This is a genomic window from Candidatus Omnitrophota bacterium, from assembly GCA_023227985.1.
In the GTDB taxonomy this organism is placed as follows: Bacteria; Omnitrophota; Gorgyraeia; order Gygaellales; family Profunditerraquicolaceae; genus JALOCB01.
On sequence record JALOCB010000028.1, the window covers coordinates 1 to 17,353 of the forward strand.

Below are 17,353 nucleotides of genomic sequence, written 5' to 3' on the forward strand. Positions count from 1 at the left end.
TACCCCCGGGTTTTCCGATTTCTACTCCGAGGTCCTTTCCGGGGTGCGCGCTGTGGATAACGCCATAGTGGTCATTGACGCCGCCGCCGGGGTTGATGTCGGCACGGAAAAAGCCTGGGCGCTCCTTGAAGATATCGGATTGCCCAGGATCATATTTATCAATAAAATAGATAAAGAAGGCGTTGATCGCGATAAAGTAGTCGCCGATATACGGAACAGCCTTTCCCGGAACGCAGTAATTCTGAATTCCAGCAGCCTTGAGGAATTGATGGAGCCGATCGCCGAAAGCGACGACGCGCTTCTGGAGAAATACCTGTCCGAAGGAAAGCTTTCCCTGGAAGAGTTGAAGAATGGGTTGCATAAAGCGGTTTATAACGCCAAAGTCTTTCCCATACTTTTTGGATCAGCGGCTACTGATGCCGGGCTTGATGAGTTGATCCGGGCGATAAAAGATTATCTGGCCTGTCCGGAAGAAGAGACGCATATGCTGGTTCAGGATGGAGAGGTCTCTGCTTCGGGAACCTCGCCGTTTTCCGCGTTTGTTTTTAAAAGCATTGTCGATCCTTATGTGGGGCAGTTAAGCCTGGTGAGGATATTTTCCGGCAGACTGGCGGCTAACTCGACTTTTTATAACGTTACTCAAAAAACCCCGGAGAAGTTCGGCCATATTTATGTGCTGCAGGGCAAAGAAGAAAGGGCTGTTGACGCGGCCGGCTGCGGTGATATTGTGGCGATCCCCAAGCTGAAACTCACCCAGACTTCGGATTCCTTGAGCGATCAGGCGCATCCGGTAATTTTTTCCCCGCTGGTTTTCCCGGAGCCGATGATGTCAGCCTCGGTAAAGCCCAAAACCCGGCAGGACGAAGAAAAGATCTCTCAGGCATTGGCCAAGTTGGTCGCCGAGGATCATAGTTTTCATTTCCGGGTTGACCCGGAGACCAAAGAGATGATCATATCCGGTATGGGAGATCTCCACCTGCATGTGATGATCGGCCGGCTGAAGAAACGATTCAATGTGGATGTGGAGTTGGGTACGCCGAAAGTCCCGTATAAAGAGACCCTAACCCGGTCAGCCAAGGTGCAGGGGAAATTCAAGCGGCAATCAGGAGGCCGAGGCCAGTATGGGGATGTGTGGATTGAGGTGCATCCGTTGGAGCACGGCAAAGGTTTTGAGTTCCTTGATAAGGTTGTAGGCGGGGCTATCCCCCGGAATTTTATCCCTTCTGTCGAGAAGGGGGTGCGCCAGGCAATGGCCCAGGGTGTTATAGCCGGCTATCCGATGGTGGATGTGCAGGTTGTTCTTTACGACGGTTCTTATCATGATGTGGATTCTTCGGATATGGCTTTTCAGCGCGCCGGAGGCATGGCATTGCGTAAGGCCGCTCAAGAAGCCGGCCCCGCCTTGCTTGAGCCTATAATGGAAGTTGAAGTTTACATCCCTGAAGAATTCCTAGGGCAGGTATCCGGGGACCTTAATTCCCGCCGGGGCAGGCCCATGGGCCTGGAGGTTAAGGGTAAGATGCAAGTGGTCAAGGCCATAGTCCCTTTAGCCGAGATGTTCACCTATGCCAGCGATCTGCGTTCGATGACCCAGGGCAAAGGAAGTTATACCATGAAATTCGCCCATTACGAACAGGTTCCGGGAAAGATCGCCAGCCCGATCATCAGCAGGTATCAGGCGCAGTATAAGGAAACAGAGGAGTAATTAAGTTTACAGTTAATAGTTTCTAACTGACACCCGGCGCAATCGGCACCCCGCGCAAATGGATGCGCGGGTGTCCGTTTTGTGGTGGAAAATATGCGCCGGTGTTGTGTTTCTACACAAAGAGAGGATTTGGTTTAAATGAAAATCGGTATTTACGGCACGGATGTTTTTTCACAGGGCAAGGCAAATCTGATAGACCCGAGGGTCAAGGCCTTAAAACAGATGTTCAATTCAGCCAAAGAGGTCTATATACAGGTGGAGATAGTCAGTGATCCGGGAAAACTTATTGAAACCGACGGGATCATCGCCCCGGAAGCGAACAAGCTGGATATTGTGGTCAATGATATGGAATTCGTGGAAACGCGTATGTCCCGGGTCAACGACGATGTTGAGAAAGCGCTTCTGGTCCGTTTTAAGGAGCAGTTGGATAAAGAAGGGCTGCTTTGCGAGCTATCCTTGAGCGAAGATGAAAAGAAGGTCATATCCGGGTACTCGCTTTTAAGCATAAGGCCGGTGTTTCTGGCCGGCCCGGCGGATCTTGAGGAGAAAGATAAGCTTTTATTTGCTGCCTACACGCATTTCGGATACATAAGTTTTTTTACCTGCGGGGACAAGGATAGCCATGCCTGGGCGATCAGAAAAGGGGCTACCGCCTGGGAGGCCGCCGGAGCGATCCATTCGGATATTCAGAAAGGTTTTATACGGGCGGAAGCTGTCAGTTATTCCGACCTGATCGCGGATGGAAGCTTTTCAAAAGCGCGTTCGAACAATCATTTGCGCCTGGAGATGAAGGATTATGTGGTTCAGGATGGGGATATGCTCACCATCCGCACCAACAAGTAAACAGAATAAAAAAGGAAGGGAAAATGATCAAGATAAAGAGGGCTCTGGTAAGCGTTTCTGATAAAACCGGGATAATCGACCTATGCAAGACCCTGAACAAATTCAAGGTGGAGATCCTTTCCACCGGCGGGACCGCGAAGATAATAAGCCAGAATAATATCCCGGTGACGGAGGTTTCCGATTACACGGGATTCCCGGAGATGCTCGACGGCCGGGTAAAAACCCTGCATCCGAAGATCCACGGAGGGCTCCTTGCCCTCAGAGAGAACCCGGAACATATGAAGACCCTTAAGCTACACGATATAGGGCTTATCGATATGGTCGTAGTGAATCTTTATCCTTTCGAAAAGACCGTGAGCAAGCCGGATGTTACACGCAGTCAGGCAATAGAGAATATAGATATCGGCGGGCCTTCTATGCTGCGCTCCGCGGCCAAGAACCACCAATCGGTGGCGGTTGTTTCCGACCCGCAGCAATACCCCCGGATAATCGAAGAACTGGAGAAGAACGGCGGCGGGATAAACGAGTCATCCGCCCGGGAATTAGCTGAAGATGTATTTAAGTCCACTTCCCGGTATGACGGGGCGATATATAATTATTTAAGCGCGACCGGTGAAAAAACGGCTGGCGGTGACAAATTCCCTAAAGACCTGCGTTTTGATTTTGTGAAGGTCCAGGGATTGCGTTACGGGGAGAACCCGCATCAGTCCGCGGCTTTTTACGCGCAGAGCGGCTCGACAAAGGGGCTGGGGACCATAAAACAGCTCTGGGGAAAAGAACTTTCGTTCAATAATATCCTGGATCTTAACGCCGCAGTCAATATAGCCAGGGAATTCAGCGGGCCGGCAGTGGTTTTTCTAAAGCATAATAATCCCTGCGGTGTGGCTGAGAATAGAGATCTGCTAAAGGCTTATAAGGATGCCTGGAATTGCGACAGGCTCTCCGCGTTCGGCGGGGTATTGAGTATAAATCGAAAGGTCGATATGGCCGTGGCTAGATTGATAGCCAAGAGCGGGTTCCTGGAATGTGTAATTACCCCGGCATTCAGCCCGGATGCCCTGGGACTTCTGAAGGCGAAGAAAAACCTCAGGCTTTTGGAAATGCCGCGCATGCTCAGCGCCGCCGAAGGCCTGGATCTTAAGAGGGTGGACGGCGGGCTCCTGGCCCAGGACCCGGACAAGTTCACTCTGGATGAGAATAACCTGAAAGTAGTGACCAAAAAAAAGGTTTCCAAAAAAGATCTGGAGTCGTTGATATTCGCCTGGAAGGTAGCTAAGCATGTCAAATCCAACGCTATTATACTGAGCCGGGGGACCAAGACCGTAGGCATCGGCGCGGGCCAGATGTCCAGGGTTGATTCGGTATTCATTACCAAAAGAAAAGCCGGCAAACTTACCAAAAATTCCTGTATGGCGTCCGACGCCTTTTTCCCGAAAGATGACGCTGTGATCGAGGCCGCTAAAATGGGGGTCAGGGCCATTATTCAACCCGGGGGTTCTATCGCTGATACTGAGATCATAAAAGCCTGCGATAAATACAAAGTCGCGATGGTTTTTACCGGGATAAGGCATTTCCGTCATTGATAAACGGTTTTCAAGCCGGCCGCATAGTATTAAAATGACCTACCGCGAAGCGATTGAATATTTAAACACGTTCGTTAATTACGAAAGAAATACCACCTATCAGTATAAAAGCGCGTTAAACTTAAAACGCGTCAAAGGGCTGCTCGCTTGTTTAGGTGACCCCCAAAACGGGTTTAAATCCATCCACGTGTCCGGGACCAAAGGGAAAGGCTCGGTTTGCGCGTTCGCTGCCTATATCCTGAGAACTGCCGGCTATAAAGTGGGATTATACACTTCTCCCCATTTATATGATATCCGGGAAAGAATACGCATTTTAAAACCGTTAAGCGGGAACAACAGAAATCTGTCGTGCGCTGAGTTTGAAGGGTCGATCAGCCGGAAAGAACTTTCCGGTCTGGTGGCGGGATTAAAACCGATCCTGGATCAATACCGCAGGAACTGTCCATACGGACCGCTTTCGTTTTTTGAGGTATACACTGTTCTATCTTTCCTTTATTTTAAAGAAAAAAAGATCGACTTCGCGGTTTTAGAGACTGGATTAGGCGGCAGGCTTGATGCGACCAATGTGGTTGAGGCGGGGGTTTGCGGCATCAGTTCTATCAGCCTTGATCATACCAAACTATTGGGCAACAGTTTAACAAAGATCGCCGGTGAGAAAGCCGGGATCATCAAGAGAAACAAAGACAGGCATAAAGGCCGAAAGCCGGTTGTAATATCCGCTCCCCAGGTAAAAGAAGTATCCCGGGTGATAAGAAACAGGTGCGCCAAGGAAAATGCGGTTTTATACAGCGTGGGCAGAGAGATCCGTTACCGGGATATAAAACATGGATCTAAGTCCCAGCGGTTTGACCTTTTTGGGCTCCGGGGAGAATACCGGGATCTGCGGATCAGGATGTTAGGTGAACATCAGGTCGTAAATTCGGCTCTTGCCGTGGGCCTGATTGAAAGTCTGGCTATGCGCGGCCAGGCGAGGATCGAACGCAAGGATATAGAAAACGGTCTGGTTGCCGCCATCTGGCCGGGCAGGTTTGAGATCGTCCGGGAAGGTCCGTTGGTCGTGTTGGATGGGGCGCATAATGACGCCTCTGCCGGTAATTTAAGGGAAACCCTAAAGAAGACCTGCGGCGGCAAAGATATTATTTTCGTGTTAGGGATATCCCGGGATAAGGATATCGGGGGAATATGCCGTCAATTTTCTCCGGTCGGCAAAAAGTTCATCCTCACCAGGGCGGATAACCCAAGGGCTGCATATTGCGGACAAATACTTCAAAAACTAAGGTTATGTAAGCCGGGGGTCGCGGCGTTTTTATCGGAAAATGTGCGGGATGGTTTAAGGCTCGCTTTTTCCAAAGCAGGTAAAGGCGGGGTAATCGTAGTGACCGGGTCTTTATTTGTGGTAGCCGAGGCCCGGAGGATAATTTTAAACAACAAAGGTAAATATGGCCAGGCAAGATCTTAATGACACGATCGCTGCGATCGCCACTGCTGTAGGCGACGCCGGAATAGGGATAGTGCGTATAAGCGGGGCGAACGCATTAAACGTAGCTGACCGGGTTTTCTTTTCTAAAAACAAAAAGAGGCCGTCGGAACATAAGACCTATACTATGCATTACGGCTGGGTGGCCCGGGATGGAGATATCATCGATGAAGTGATCCTGACCATTATGCGCGCGCCTTATAGTTATACCCGTGAGGATGTTGTCGAGATAAATTGCCACGGGGGGATCGTTTCCCTGCGCGATATATTGGACCTTGTTCTGGACAATGGCTGCCGGATAGCCTTCCCGGGAGAATTCACCAAAAGGGCGTTTCTGAACGGCAGGATCGACCTTTCCCAGGCAGAGGCGGTCCTGGATGTGATAAAGGCCAGGACAGATTCCGCGTTAAAGATCAGCGTGGAGCAATTAAAAGGTTCTTTATCCCGGCGTTTAACCGGCATCAGGGGAGCTATCCTCGATCTTTTATCCGTATTAGAGGCGGATATCGATTTTCCCGAAGACCATGCCCCCGCGGCTGATTTTTCGGGGATATTGAGCGGACTTAAAGAGGTGGATAGCCGATTAAAAGAGGTTTTATCCGGGGCTGATCAAGGCAGGATATTCCGCGAAGGCATAAGCGCGGTGATCTGCGGGCGCACCAATGTTGGGAAGTCGTCTTTATTGAACGCGCTTCTGAAACAAGAGCGTTCTATTGTTACCGCAGTAGCCGGGACTACCAGGGATACCATTGAGGAGATCATAGATATACGTGGTATCCCGGTACGGATAGTGGATACCGCCGGAATAATCAGCCCGCGCGATTTGATCGAAAGAAAGGCTATCCGCCGGACTAAAGCTTATATAGACCAGGCTGATCTGGTTATCCTTATGTTCGACGGGAGTAGGCGTCTGGTCAAAGAAGACATCATTTTGATGAACAAGCTTAAGAGCAAAACGGTCCTGGCAGTGATCAATAAGCTGGACTTGAAACAAAAAATAGACAAAGAGCGTATTTCCCGGACGTTCGGAAAGGCAATAGAGATCTCCGCAAGAGGGGTTAAGAATATCGATGCCCTGGAAGAGGCGATAGAGCGGATGGTTTATAAAGGCGAAGTGCGTTCAACGGGTTCTGTCGCCATCAGCAATCTCCGGCATATCCAGGAACTCAAAAAAACAGAAAAATTTATTGCCGAAGCTATGGATTGCGCGGATAATAGATTATCGGCAGAATTCATTGCCCAGGATATGAAAGATGCGGTAGGCTGCCTGGATGATATATTAGGCAAGAGATTCACAGAGGAATTACTGAATAAGATCTTTAGCAAATTTTGCATAGGCAAGTGAGAGGACCGATATGGATAAGAAAAAGATAGAGAAAGCGGTAAGGGATATTTTGGCCGCTATAGGCGAAGACCCGGGCAGAAAAGACCTGTTGGCTACCCCTCGGCGCGTAGCTGAGATGTATGAAGAGATATTTTTCGGCATAAATAAGGACCCGTCCAAAGAGCTGGAAGTGATTCTTGATCAGAAACACGATGAGATCATTCTTTTGAAAGGGATCTCTCTTTACAGCATCTGTGAACATCATCTCCTGCCTTTTACCGGAAGGGCACATGTCGCGTATATACCTAAAGACGGCCGGGTCACGGGCTTAAGCAAATTAGCCCGGGTGGTTGAGATCCTCGCCCGGAGGCCTCAGGTGCAGGAGCGATTAACCACTCAGATCGCTGATATTATAATGTCAAAACTCAAACCCCAGGGCTGTATGGTGGTTATTGAAGCGGAACATATGTGTATGTCAATGCGCGGGGTAAAAAAACCGGGGACTTTTACCGTGACTTCTGCGGTAAGAGGGATTTTTCAAAAGAATGAAAAGACCCGTTCTGAGGCGTTGGCATTAATGAGGGCTTAATATGAAAGAAAAGAACAATACCGATGTTGTTTATGCCCTGGCGGATTATAAGCAACTGGTAATGGCCTATAAGACTAAATATGCGCAGTTGTTGAAAGTTTCTGTCTTTTGGAAGATATCTTTTGTGTGGCTGGGTGTTTTTCTGGCCTGCGTGTCCTGCGCGCTGTTCTTTTTATTTAACGACGCAAAAAACCAACTGACCCAAAAAGATAAGGCTATCGATCATCTTAACATCCGGATAGAAAGTATTTCCGCGGAGCTGGCCGGATTAGCGAAGGATCTGGCTTCGGCGCAGGCGGAGATCCGGGATAAAGATAAGATGATCCGGGGGATGGAAAAGAATATGTCCACAAACTCCAAGAAATTGCTGGAAAAATTACTTAAGAGCCCGGATCGTCCGGACAATAATACGTCTGTTACTCGAGCTAAGTGAACAAGTCCCGCGGTAAACTGTGCGGTTTTACGCGAAGGCGATAAAAAGGAGCGCGGCGATGGATAAGGACGGCATGAATAAGAGGAAGGCTGAACGGTTAAGGGTTAATCTTTCTATCGTTTACCGGATAAATAAGCCGATAACCTTGCGGATGATGATCGGGAACAAAGAGGTCAGGACAACTATGTTCGACCTTAGCGGGGGAGGGCTTTCATTATTGACAAGCCGTAATATTCCCTCAGGCGCGATGTTGTTGATGAAATTCACGCTGTTTAAGGTCGAAACGGACGACGTCAGTTTTTACGGGCCGATGGAGATACTCGGCGAGGTGCGTTACAGCACCCATCTGGCCGGCAATGAATACCGTTTGGGCATAGCCTTTAAACGCATTTCCGGACAGGATAAAACGGAGATAGAGGGTTTTGTGAAATCCACCAAGACTGTTTAAGCGATTGTATGAGCAGACGGAGAGAGGTATTCAGGTGAGCGTAATTTTTACAGGGGGCTTTAGATGGCGGATAAAAAACAGATAGTGATAATCGATGATGAGGAGGATATCTGCAGCTTTACTAAATCCATCCTAGAGCGGACAGGGGTTTATGAGGTTGGGACCGCAGTAAAAGCGCAGAACGGCATAGATCTGGTTAAAGAAAAGCTCCCCGATATGATCATCCTTGACGTTAATATGCCTGATATGGACGGCGGGGAAGTCGCCCGTGCCCTGAGGGAATATAAACTTACCAGCAATACCCCGATATTGTTCCTTACCGGGCTTATGCGCAAATCTGAAGCTGAGGATGCTTCAGGTAGGATCGGCAAGAATTTCTATATGGCTAAACCCGTAATCCCGGCCGAACTGATAAAAAAAATCGAATCGATCCTGGCTAAATAGGATAAATTTACCTGCCGCTATTTCTGAGCTCTACTCTGCGTATCTTTCCGCTGATGGTTTTAGGCAACTCCGTGACAAATTCAATGATCCGGGGATATTTATAAGGCGCGGTTATTTTTTTAACGTGATCCTGGAGCTGCTGCACCAGTTCCGGGCAGGATTTGTAGTTTTTAGTCAGGACCACGCTGGCTTTTACGATCTGGCCGCGTTCGGGGTCCGGTACAGCGGTTATCGCGCATTCTAAAACAGCCGGATGCTCTAATAAGGCACTTTCAACTTCAAATGGGCCTATCCGGTATCCGGAGCTTTTTATCAGGTCGTCGGAGCGGCCGACGAACCAATAATAACCGTCTTCGTCCCGCCAGGCCATATCTCCAGTGTAATAAATACCGTCATGCCAGACGGATTTGGTAAGTTTCGGGTCGCGGAAATAACCGTCGAACATCCCGACCGGTTTTTGCTTATCGGTGTGTATAGCTATCTGACCCTCTTCTCCTGCCTGGCAGGATTCCCCCGCGTCGTTTATAAGATCGATGTCGTATCCCGGGGATGGTTTGCCCATTGATCCGGGTTTGGGTTTCATCCAGGGATAAGTGGCGATCGCCACAGTGCATTCTGTTTGTCCGAATCCCTCCATAAGTCTTATCCCGGTGAGTTTAAGGAATTGGGAATAGACCTCGGGGTTCAAAGGCTCCCCTGCGACCACGCAGTATTTAAGACCCTTTAAATTATACCGACCGATGTCTTCTTTGATCAAATAACGGTAGATCGTAGGAGGCGCGCAGAAAGTAGTTATCTCGTACCTGGATATCACCCCAAGCAGGTCCCTGGGTATGAATTTATCATAGTCATATACAAAGACCGCGCTGCCTGCAAGCCATTGCCCGTAGATCTTCCCCCAGGCTGCCTTTGCCCAGCCGGTATCCGCCACTGTTAGGTGCAGACCGTTAAGCGCCACGTTCTGCCAGTATTTAGCGGTGAGTATATGCCCGAGCGGGTAAGTGAAGTTATGCTGGACCATTTTAGGCATTCCGGTTGTCCCGGAGGTGAAATAGAGCAGGAGGATGTCGTTGTTCTGAGAAGCGTTTTTTCCCGCGGGGCGTAAGAATTTATCCGAGGCCTTTTCCAGTTCCCGGGTGAAATCGACCCATCCGGGATGTTGCTTGCCGACGCATACCTTGTGTTCCAGCGTGGGGGAATCTTTCTGGGCGGCATTGATGTTATCGATCACTTCCGGTTCGTCGCAGGAAATGATCATTTTTATCCCCGCGGCGTTATTCCGGTATATTATATCTTTGGTTTTTAAAAGATGTGTGGCCGGGATAGCTATGGCCCCTATTTTATGCAAGGCCAGCAAACAGAACCAGAATTGGTAATGCCGTTTCAAGATAAGCATGACCGGATCGCCTTTTTTTATCCCCAGCCCGTTGAGCAGATTGGCGGTTTTGTCGCTGAAATTTTTTATCTCGCCGAAAGTGAATTGTTCTTCTTGCCCTTTATCGTTGCACCAGACCAGGGCCTTCTTGTGCGGGTTTTCCCGGGCGATCCTGTCGGCCACATCATAGGCGAAATTAAAGTTGCGAGGGACGATGATATTTAAATTATTCGCAAAATCTTCGTAGGAATCAAAATGTCCTTTTACAAAGTTGTTCAGCATTTCAGTTTACCCCGTGTGTTATAAAATAATGGCAAGGAACCTGGCGGGCTTGTTGTTTTGGGCCACCATTGCGTGTTTTATCCCGGAATCGAAGTATAAGGAATCGCCCCGTTTCAAGACGAGTTCGTGCCCGTCAAGGATCACTTTAAGCGTGCCTTCCAGGACATGATCAAATTCCTGCCCCGGATGGGTGTTGAATTTTATCCGGGTTCTGCGCGACCCGGGTTCGACGGTGACCAGGAATATTTCGGCTTTCTTGCGCGAGAAATTATAAGCCAGATCAAGGTATTTGTATTCTTTTCTCCTGTCCACCGAAGGGGCTGTTTCTTTCTTGACCAGGCAATAAGTGTGCAGATGGGGCTGGCCCCCGGTTAAAAGGGCGGTCAGTTCGACGTTGAATTTGCGGCTGATCTCGTACAGGAAACTTACCGGGATGTCGCTTGTTCCGTTCTCGTATTTGCGGTAAAGGCCTCCGGATACTTTTAATTCCCTGGCCAGGTCGCCCGGAGGGATCCCTGATATCTTGCGCAGTTCTTTGATCCTTTCGGCTATCTGTTTTATTTTATCCGACATTATCTCTCCCGGTTAATGTTTTTATATGCGTATAATACCATTATATCCGCGCCGGTTTTTTGTTCAAGGGATTTTGAAAAATATGGATATTGGCCGCCGCGGGATGTATAATAGACCGAAAGCCGCTATATATCCATATTTAAACAATTGCCGGGGGAAGATATGCTGTGTAAGAGGTGCGTATTGCCGGAATTCAGGCCGGATATCTGGTTGAATGAACAAGGCGTATGCAATATTTGCGCGGATTACGAGAAGCAAAAGAGCGCAGCAGGCAATCCGGGGCTGTTGGAATCGGAATTAGTTAAGATCATTGGCAGATACCGGGGGAAGGGCAGATATGATTGTCTGGTAATGTGCAGCGGGGGCAAAGATAGCACCTTGGGGTTGTATTATATGAAGAGAAGATACAAGATGAACCCTCTGGCGTTCACATTCGATCACGGATATGAAAACACCGGGGCCTTGGTAAACATACGCAACGCCGTTGATATCCTGGGAGTTGATTGGTTGTATTTGAAGTCTGATTTTATGAAAGGGATTTTTCGCAAGATTGTGGAGACCGGGTCTGCGGCGCCTATGTGTCATCTTTGCGCGATCTGGTATATGAGGCTGGTTTATGATACGGCTGCCCGTTATAACATCCCGGTCATTGTGGCGGGATGGACCAAGGGACAGTCAACCGAAGGCAGTGAGAGCGGCGGGGAATATTTTACGATGTCTTCCGCCACAAAGGGTTTTATTCTGAAACATTTACGTTGCGATCCCTCGTATAAAGATTTTCCACTGAGCATGAAAGAGGCGATAAAAACAGCGCGCGGGAGTTCGAAGATCGTCGCTCTTTCCCCGCATTGGTTCCTGCGATACGACCCCTGCGAATCTCAGGAGGTCCTGCAGAAAGAATTGAAATGGTCGCGCCCCGCTTTAAGCTATCCCTTGAATTCCACTAATTGCATGATGAATTTTGCCAGCGTTTATTTGACCATGAAAAATTTCGGGTATACGCATTATCACATAGAAATGAGCAAACTTATAAGAAAAGGCGAATTGTCGCGGGACGAAGCGCTGAAACTTCTGGAAATCAATTTCGGTAAAGATCTTGTTAATTCGATCCTAAAAAGTATCGGTTGCGCATTGGCATAATGAACCGGCATATGAACGTGATCCAGAGCAAGATTAAACGCGGAGTTCGTGCGATACAAAAAGGTCTGATTGTCGCGCTCCTTTTCGTCTTGTACATTCTCGGTTTCGGGGCGACTTTTATCCTGTTTAGTTTATTCAATTTCTTTCACCCGGGATCAAAATCCCAGGATATGGATTCGTTTTGGGTTGAAGCGGCAGGGTATGACGAATCTCCGGATGAACTGACCAGACAATCATAGGGAGGCGGTGCATATATGGGGAAAATAGGTTACATCCTGAAAGAAATGTTTTATATGATAAAGAAAAACAAAATGTATTTCATCGCTCCTTTGCTTATTATCCTGGCGCTGCTCGCATTTCTGGTTTATTATATCGGTCCTCCCGTTATCATCGCTTTTATTTATGCCGGGGTATGAACATAAAGATCGCAAGAGGAGCCATTTCTCGAGAATGAATATACTCGGCATATCATGTTTTTACCACGATTCCGCCGCATGTTTATTTAAAGGCGGGAAGATCGTTGCCGCTGAGCAAGAGGAAAGGTTTAACCGCCGCAAACATTATCCGGGGTTCCCCATCCAGGCTATTAATTTCTGCCTTCAGTCGGCGGGCATAAATATTTACGATATCGATTATATAGGTTTTTATGAGAAACCTTACCTTAAATTCTCCCGGGTAGTAACTAATCACCTGCAGTCCTGGCCTTTTTCGCTGAAGAATTTCTTAAATGTGATGCCGGGATGGCTTGAAGATAGATTGATAATGCCGGATGTGTTTCAAAGAGAGCTGGGGTTTAAAGGCAAAACAATATTCATTAAACATCATCTTGCGCATGCGGCCAGTTCGTTTTTTGTTTCTCCTTTTGAGGATGCGGCTGTTTTTACCGCTGATGGAGTCGGCGAGTGGTCGACGACAAGTTGCGGCTTTGGCCGGGGGAACAGGATCAGCATACTTAAAGAAATAAATTATCCGGATTCCCTGGGTTTGCTTTATACCGCAATTACCACATACCTTGGATTTGAGGCGTTGGAAGGCGAAGGAAAGGTTATGGGGTTGGCCGGGTACGGCAGGCCGGCGTATTTAAGTGAGTTCCGGAAGATGGCTGTTGTCAAGCCGGACGGAAGCTTTAAACTAAACCAGGAGTTTTTCGGGTTCTTTAACCAAGGCTCCCGGATGTATAATTCAAGATTGTTGAAATTGTTGGGAGCGGATAGAAAGCCTGAAAGTGAAATCGACCAGAGGCATTGCGATATAGCCGCCAGCCTGCAGGAATTCATTGAGGATAGCCTTATAAAGATCGCCAATAGGCTGTATGAGGAAACAGGGAGCAATAATCTTTGTCTGTCCGGCGGGTTGTTTTTGAATTGCGTCGCCAATCAGAAGATCCTTGAAGAAACGCCGTTCAAAAAGGTGTTTATCCAGCCGGCCGCCGGGGACAGCGGCGGGGCCTTAGGGGCAGCAGCTTACATAAACAATGTGATTTGCGGGGATAAAAGGGAATATGTCATGTGTGACGCCGGGCTTGGCCAGGAATACCCCCGGGCGCAGATAAAACGGATCTTGGAACTGAGGGGTCTTGTATTTAAGGAATTAGATTATCCTGATCTGGCTAAATATGTGGCCCGTAATATCTCGCAGGATAAGATCGTGGGTTGGTTCCAGGGGAAAGCTGAGTTCGGCCCCCGTGCTTTGGGGAATCGTTCCATCCTGGCAAATCCTTGCAATCCGAATATGAAGGATTTGTTGAATTCCAAGGTGAAAAACAGGGAATCTTTCCGGCCTTACGCGCCTGCGGTGCTGGAAGAGAAAGCCGGGGATTACTTCTGGCTCAAGGATCTTTCTCCGTTTATGTTGTTAGCCCCGCAGGTAAAAGAGGATAAAAAACATCTGATACCCGCGGTTACGCATGTGGATGGGACTGCAAGGGTGCAGACCATTAATAAAGATGTAAATCCGAAATTCTGGCAGTTGGTCAGGGAGTTTGAAATTATTACAGGCGTCCCGGTCTTAATAAATACTTCTTTCAACCTGAGAGGCGAGCCGATCGTCAATTCTCCGGAAGAGGCGATAGACAGTTTTCTGAAGACAGGGATGGACTGTCTGGTTTTGGGGGATTTTATAGTAGAGAAAAGCTTGATATAGCTGCGGATCGATCGAAACATTATGGGAAATAATAACCCGGCCAGGCCGGCGAAAAGACTGAAAACAAGAATATTCCTGGTTATATCAGGGGTGTTCTTATCATTTATCCTTTTGGAGATGGGACTGCGCGTATCCGGGTTTATCTTTTCGGCTTGCCAGGAATGCCGGAACAGGTCCGCTCTAAGAGGGAACGGCGTTTACAAGATACTCTGTCTCGGGGCGTCTACCACTGCCAGACAATACCCTAAACCTTTAGAGGCGATCCTGAACGAACGCAATACGGGGATCAGGTTCAAGGTCATCGATAAAGGCGTTATCGCTACCGATACCGACGGGATACTTTCGCAGCTTGAAAAAAATCTGGATATATACCGTCCGAATATGGTTATAACAATGATGGGGTATAATGATAACCGGATAATGTATTATAAAGATATTCCGGATTCGGACAACGGATTGTTCCGCAATTCCCGTGCGTACAGGCTTTTTCGGTTGATCTATACATATGTATTAAAGAAACTGAAGAAAGAAGATGTTTATGGACTGGATCTTTCCGTAGCCCCAATCCGGCGCTTTGGTATGGGATATACGAGTTTAGGGGGGCATTACTGTGAACAGGGGGATTTGGTCAAAGCCGAGCAGGCGTATAAGAAAGCCATAGAGAGCGATCTTGATAAAGATGAGGCATATGTAGGTTTGGGCCGTATTTATTTCAAACAGGGTAATTGGGCTGATGCCGAGAAGGTGTATAAAAAAGCCATAGAATTGAACCCTCGAAATGACAAGGCGTTATCCTGGATGGGCAAAATGTTCAATGATCAAAATAAGCTGGTTGAATCGGCCGGATTATTGCAGAGAGCGATAAGGGTGAATCCGAAAAATTGGGAGGCATATGTTGATCTTGGCTGTGTTTATCGAAAGCAACGATATTTTAACGGCGCCGAGAAATGTTTCGTTAAAGCTTTAGACCTGCGCCCGTATAATGAATGGGTTTGTTCTGAACTCGTGGAGATCTATAAATATCAGGGGAATTTCCAGCAGGCGGAGAAGATGCTTAAGGAATATGTAGAGCGTAATCCCGGTAATGATTGGGGGTACAAGATCCTGGGCTACCTTTATAAAGAGATGGGGATGACTAAGTGCGCAGAAGAATGCAATAGGAAGCTGAGGGAATTCAACAAAAAAGAATATGCCCCCCGCACTATTCGTAATTATAACAAGCTTAAAGATATACTGGAGGCGCGCAATATAAGGTTGGTTTGTATGCAGTATCCTATGCGTAGCCTGGGGCCGTTGAAAGAGATATTTAAGGACACCGGGGGAATGATATTTGTGGATAACCGGCGGGTATTCGCTGAAGCAATAGAGAGGGATGGGTACAAGACATATTTTTTAGATATGTTCGGGGGCGACTTCGGACATTGCACCCCTCAAGGCTGCCGTCTTATGGCGGAGAATATCGCCGGGGTTGTATTAAAGGAGTTGCGCGTTAAATAGCGGATATTTAACGCGCGCAATAATCCTTGCGGATGAACGCGGTTAATGTAAATTCATTAACAAAACGCCAAACCTTTAATTTATGGCCAAAGAAAAAGTTATAGTAGTTATGCCGGCTTATAACGCGGCGTCCACCCTGGAGAGGACTATAAACGATATTCCTCCCGGCAGTGTCGACGAAATTATCCTTGTGGATGACGCGAGCCGGGACAATACCGTAGATATAGCCAAACGCCTGGGTTTGACCGTTGTCGAGCATCAAAATAATCTCGGCTATGGAGCCAATCAGAAGACCTGTTATGGATTGGCGTTGAGCAAAAAAGCGGATTATGTGGTAATGATACATCCGGATTATCAATACGACAGCCGGCTGATCAATTCCGCGATCGATATCTTGAGGCTGGGAGTCTGTGATGTTCTCCTGGGGAACCGCGTCAGGACGAGAAAAGAATGCCTGGCGTCAGGGATGCCATTGTATAAATATCTCGCCAACCGGTTCCTGACTATTATCGACAATTTTGCCCTCGGTCAGAATCTGGGAGAGTTCCATTCGGGGTTCCGGGCTTACCGCAGGGGGGTATTAGAAACAATACCTTTTCATAATAATTCCGATGATTTTGTTTTCGATGCGCAATTATTGATCCAGGCTGTCCATTTTGGATTCACTATAGGGGACATACCCATACCGGTGCGTTATTTTAAAGAGGCGTCTTCTATCCGGTTATGGCGCAGCGTGATCTACGGGCTGCAATCTTTAGGGGTTTTAACGGTTTTTTACCTTCACCGGCTGGGCCTTATAAAATCACCTCTTTTTAACCCAAAACAACCCCGTGTAAATGATAAGATATAGAGCGGCGTTTTTATGCGCCATTATCCTAATCTCCGGATTTTTCGCTGTCTATCCTTGTTTAAAGAACGGTTTTGTCAATTGGGACGATGATAAATATCTGACCGAGAATCCCGCTGTCCAGAATTTATCCCTCTCTGCTGTAAAAAAAGCGTTTACCTCTTTCTTTGCCGGGAATTACCATCCGCTGACCATGCTGTCGTATTCAATCGAGTTCCAGGCGTTCAAGCTTGCCCCTTTCGGGTATCACTTGACAGGGGTGGTTCTGCATTTGCTTAATGCCCTGTTAGTATTCTGGTTGATGCATATGCTGACCGGTAAAGTCCGGGTGTCTTTTATAGTAGCTGTTTTGTTCGTTGTGCATCCGATGCATGTGGAATCAGTGGCATGGATCTCCGAGAGAAAAGACCTGCTTTACTCGCTCTTCTTCATATTGTCGATCATCGCATATTGTTATTACCTGCGCGAAGGCGCGAAGAAATTCTATTTTTTGTCTTTGAGCGCGTTCATCCTGTCGCTTTTGTCCAAAGCGATGGCCATAACCTTGCCTGTAGTATTGATCCTTGTGGACTATATTTCATACCGGGATGCCGGGAAGAGGAAGATAGCGTTTAAAGAAAAAATACCTTTTTTTATTCTGGCTTTTATATT

At 47.8% G+C, this 17,353-nt stretch carries 17 protein-coding genes; 15 read left to right on the forward strand and 2 right to left on the reverse strand.

All coding sequences use genetic code 11. From position 1 onward, the window contains the following. The 9 genes from M0R35_06140 to M0R35_06180 form a co-directional block, all read left to right on the forward strand. Positions 1-1,705: elongation factor G (locus M0R35_06140; GenBank protein MCK9595240.1), on the forward strand; the 1,705-nt coding region annotated here is incomplete at its 5' end. Between the two features lie 138 nt (positions 1,706-1,843). After that, the gene (locus tag M0R35_06145) at positions 1,844-2,548 is read left to right on the forward strand and encodes a DUF933 domain-containing protein (GenBank protein MCK9595241.1); all 705 of its coding nucleotides are present in this window, start codon (positions 1,844-1,846) and stop codon (positions 2,546-2,548) included. Positions 2,549-2,571: 23 nt separating this feature from the next. Further along, a complete protein-coding gene (gene purH, locus M0R35_06150; protein MCK9595242.1) occupies positions 2,572-4,131 on the forward strand; it encodes a bifunctional phosphoribosylaminoimidazolecarboxamide formyltransferase/IMP cyclohydrolase in 1,560 nt (519 codons plus the stop codon). 34 nt (positions 4,132-4,165) lie between these two features. After that, positions 4,166-5,590, forward strand: coding sequence for a bifunctional folylpolyglutamate synthase/dihydrofolate synthase (locus M0R35_06155; protein ID MCK9595243.1), 1,425 nt, complete (start codon positions 4,166-4,168; stop codon positions 5,588-5,590). After that, positions 5,571-6,953, forward strand: coding sequence for a tRNA uridine-5-carboxymethylaminomethyl(34) synthesis GTPase MnmE (gene mnmE / locus M0R35_06160; GenBank protein ID MCK9595244.1), 1,383 nt, complete (start codon positions 5,571-5,573; stop codon positions 6,951-6,953). The genes M0R35_06155 and mnmE overlap by 20 nt, the downstream gene beginning before the upstream one ends. 10 nt (positions 6,954-6,963) lie before the next feature. Beyond that, the gene (folE, locus tag M0R35_06165) at positions 6,964-7,521 is read left to right on the forward strand and encodes a GTP cyclohydrolase I FolE (protein ID MCK9595245.1); all 558 of its coding nucleotides are present in this window, start codon (positions 6,964-6,966) and stop codon (positions 7,519-7,521) included. A gap of 1 nt (position 7,522) precedes the next feature. Further along, on the forward strand, positions 7,523-7,954 hold the full coding sequence (locus tag M0R35_06170; protein MCK9595246.1) for a hypothetical protein: 432 nt from the start codon (positions 7,523-7,525) through the stop codon (positions 7,952-7,954). 58 nt (positions 7,955-8,012) lie between these two features. Further along, positions 8,013-8,402 (forward strand): PilZ domain-containing protein, encoded by a 390-nt coding sequence (locus M0R35_06175; GenBank protein MCK9595247.1) that lies wholly within the window; start codon positions 8,013-8,015, stop codon positions 8,400-8,402. Positions 8,403-8,465: 63 nt separating this feature from the next. Further along, positions 8,466-8,846 (forward strand): response regulator, encoded by a 381-nt coding sequence (locus M0R35_06180; protein MCK9595248.1) that lies wholly within the window; start codon positions 8,466-8,468, stop codon positions 8,844-8,846. 7 nt (positions 8,847-8,853) lie between these two features. On the opposite strand, the gene M0R35_06185 is transcribed toward M0R35_06180, so the two are convergent. Then, complete coding sequence (locus tag M0R35_06185) at positions 8,854-10,503, reverse strand: AMP-binding protein (GenBank protein MCK9595249.1); 1,650 nt, start codon at positions 10,501-10,503, stop codon at positions 8,854-8,856. Between the two features lie 18 nt (positions 10,504-10,521). Next, on the reverse strand, positions 10,522-11,076 hold the full coding sequence (locus tag M0R35_06190; protein ID MCK9595250.1) for a cupin domain-containing protein: 555 nt from the start codon (positions 11,074-11,076) through the stop codon (positions 10,522-10,524). Positions 11,077-11,238: 162 nt separating this feature from the next. Here M0R35_06190 and M0R35_06195 point away from each other — a divergent pair, with 162 nt between their 5' ends. The 6 genes from M0R35_06195 to M0R35_06220 form a co-directional block, all read left to right on the forward strand. Next, complete coding sequence (locus M0R35_06195) at positions 11,239-12,216, forward strand: hypothetical protein (GenBank protein ID MCK9595251.1); 978 nt, start codon at positions 11,239-11,241, stop codon at positions 12,214-12,216. Positions 12,217-12,470: 254 nt separating this feature from the next. Further along, the gene (locus M0R35_06200) at positions 12,471-12,632 is read left to right on the forward strand and encodes a hypothetical protein (GenBank protein ID MCK9595252.1); all 162 of its coding nucleotides are present in this window, start codon (positions 12,471-12,473) and stop codon (positions 12,630-12,632) included. Positions 12,633-12,666: 34 nt separating this feature from the next. Continuing rightward, positions 12,667-14,358, forward strand: coding sequence for a carbamoyltransferase (locus M0R35_06205; GenBank protein MCK9595253.1), 1,692 nt, complete (start codon positions 12,667-12,669; stop codon positions 14,356-14,358). A 21-nt stretch (positions 14,359-14,379) separates the two neighbouring features. Beyond that, positions 14,380-15,855, forward strand: coding sequence for a tetratricopeptide repeat protein (locus tag M0R35_06210; protein ID MCK9595254.1), 1,476 nt, complete (start codon positions 14,380-14,382; stop codon positions 15,853-15,855). An 82-nt stretch (positions 15,856-15,937) separates the two neighbouring features. Further along, complete coding sequence (locus M0R35_06215) at positions 15,938-16,705, forward strand: glycosyltransferase family 2 protein (GenBank protein ID MCK9595255.1); 768 nt, start codon at positions 15,938-15,940, stop codon at positions 16,703-16,705. Then, on the forward strand, positions 16,692-17,353 hold a 662-nt coding region (locus M0R35_06220; protein MCK9595256.1), incomplete at its 3' end, for a hypothetical protein. The genes M0R35_06215 and M0R35_06220, both read left to right, overlap by 14 nt.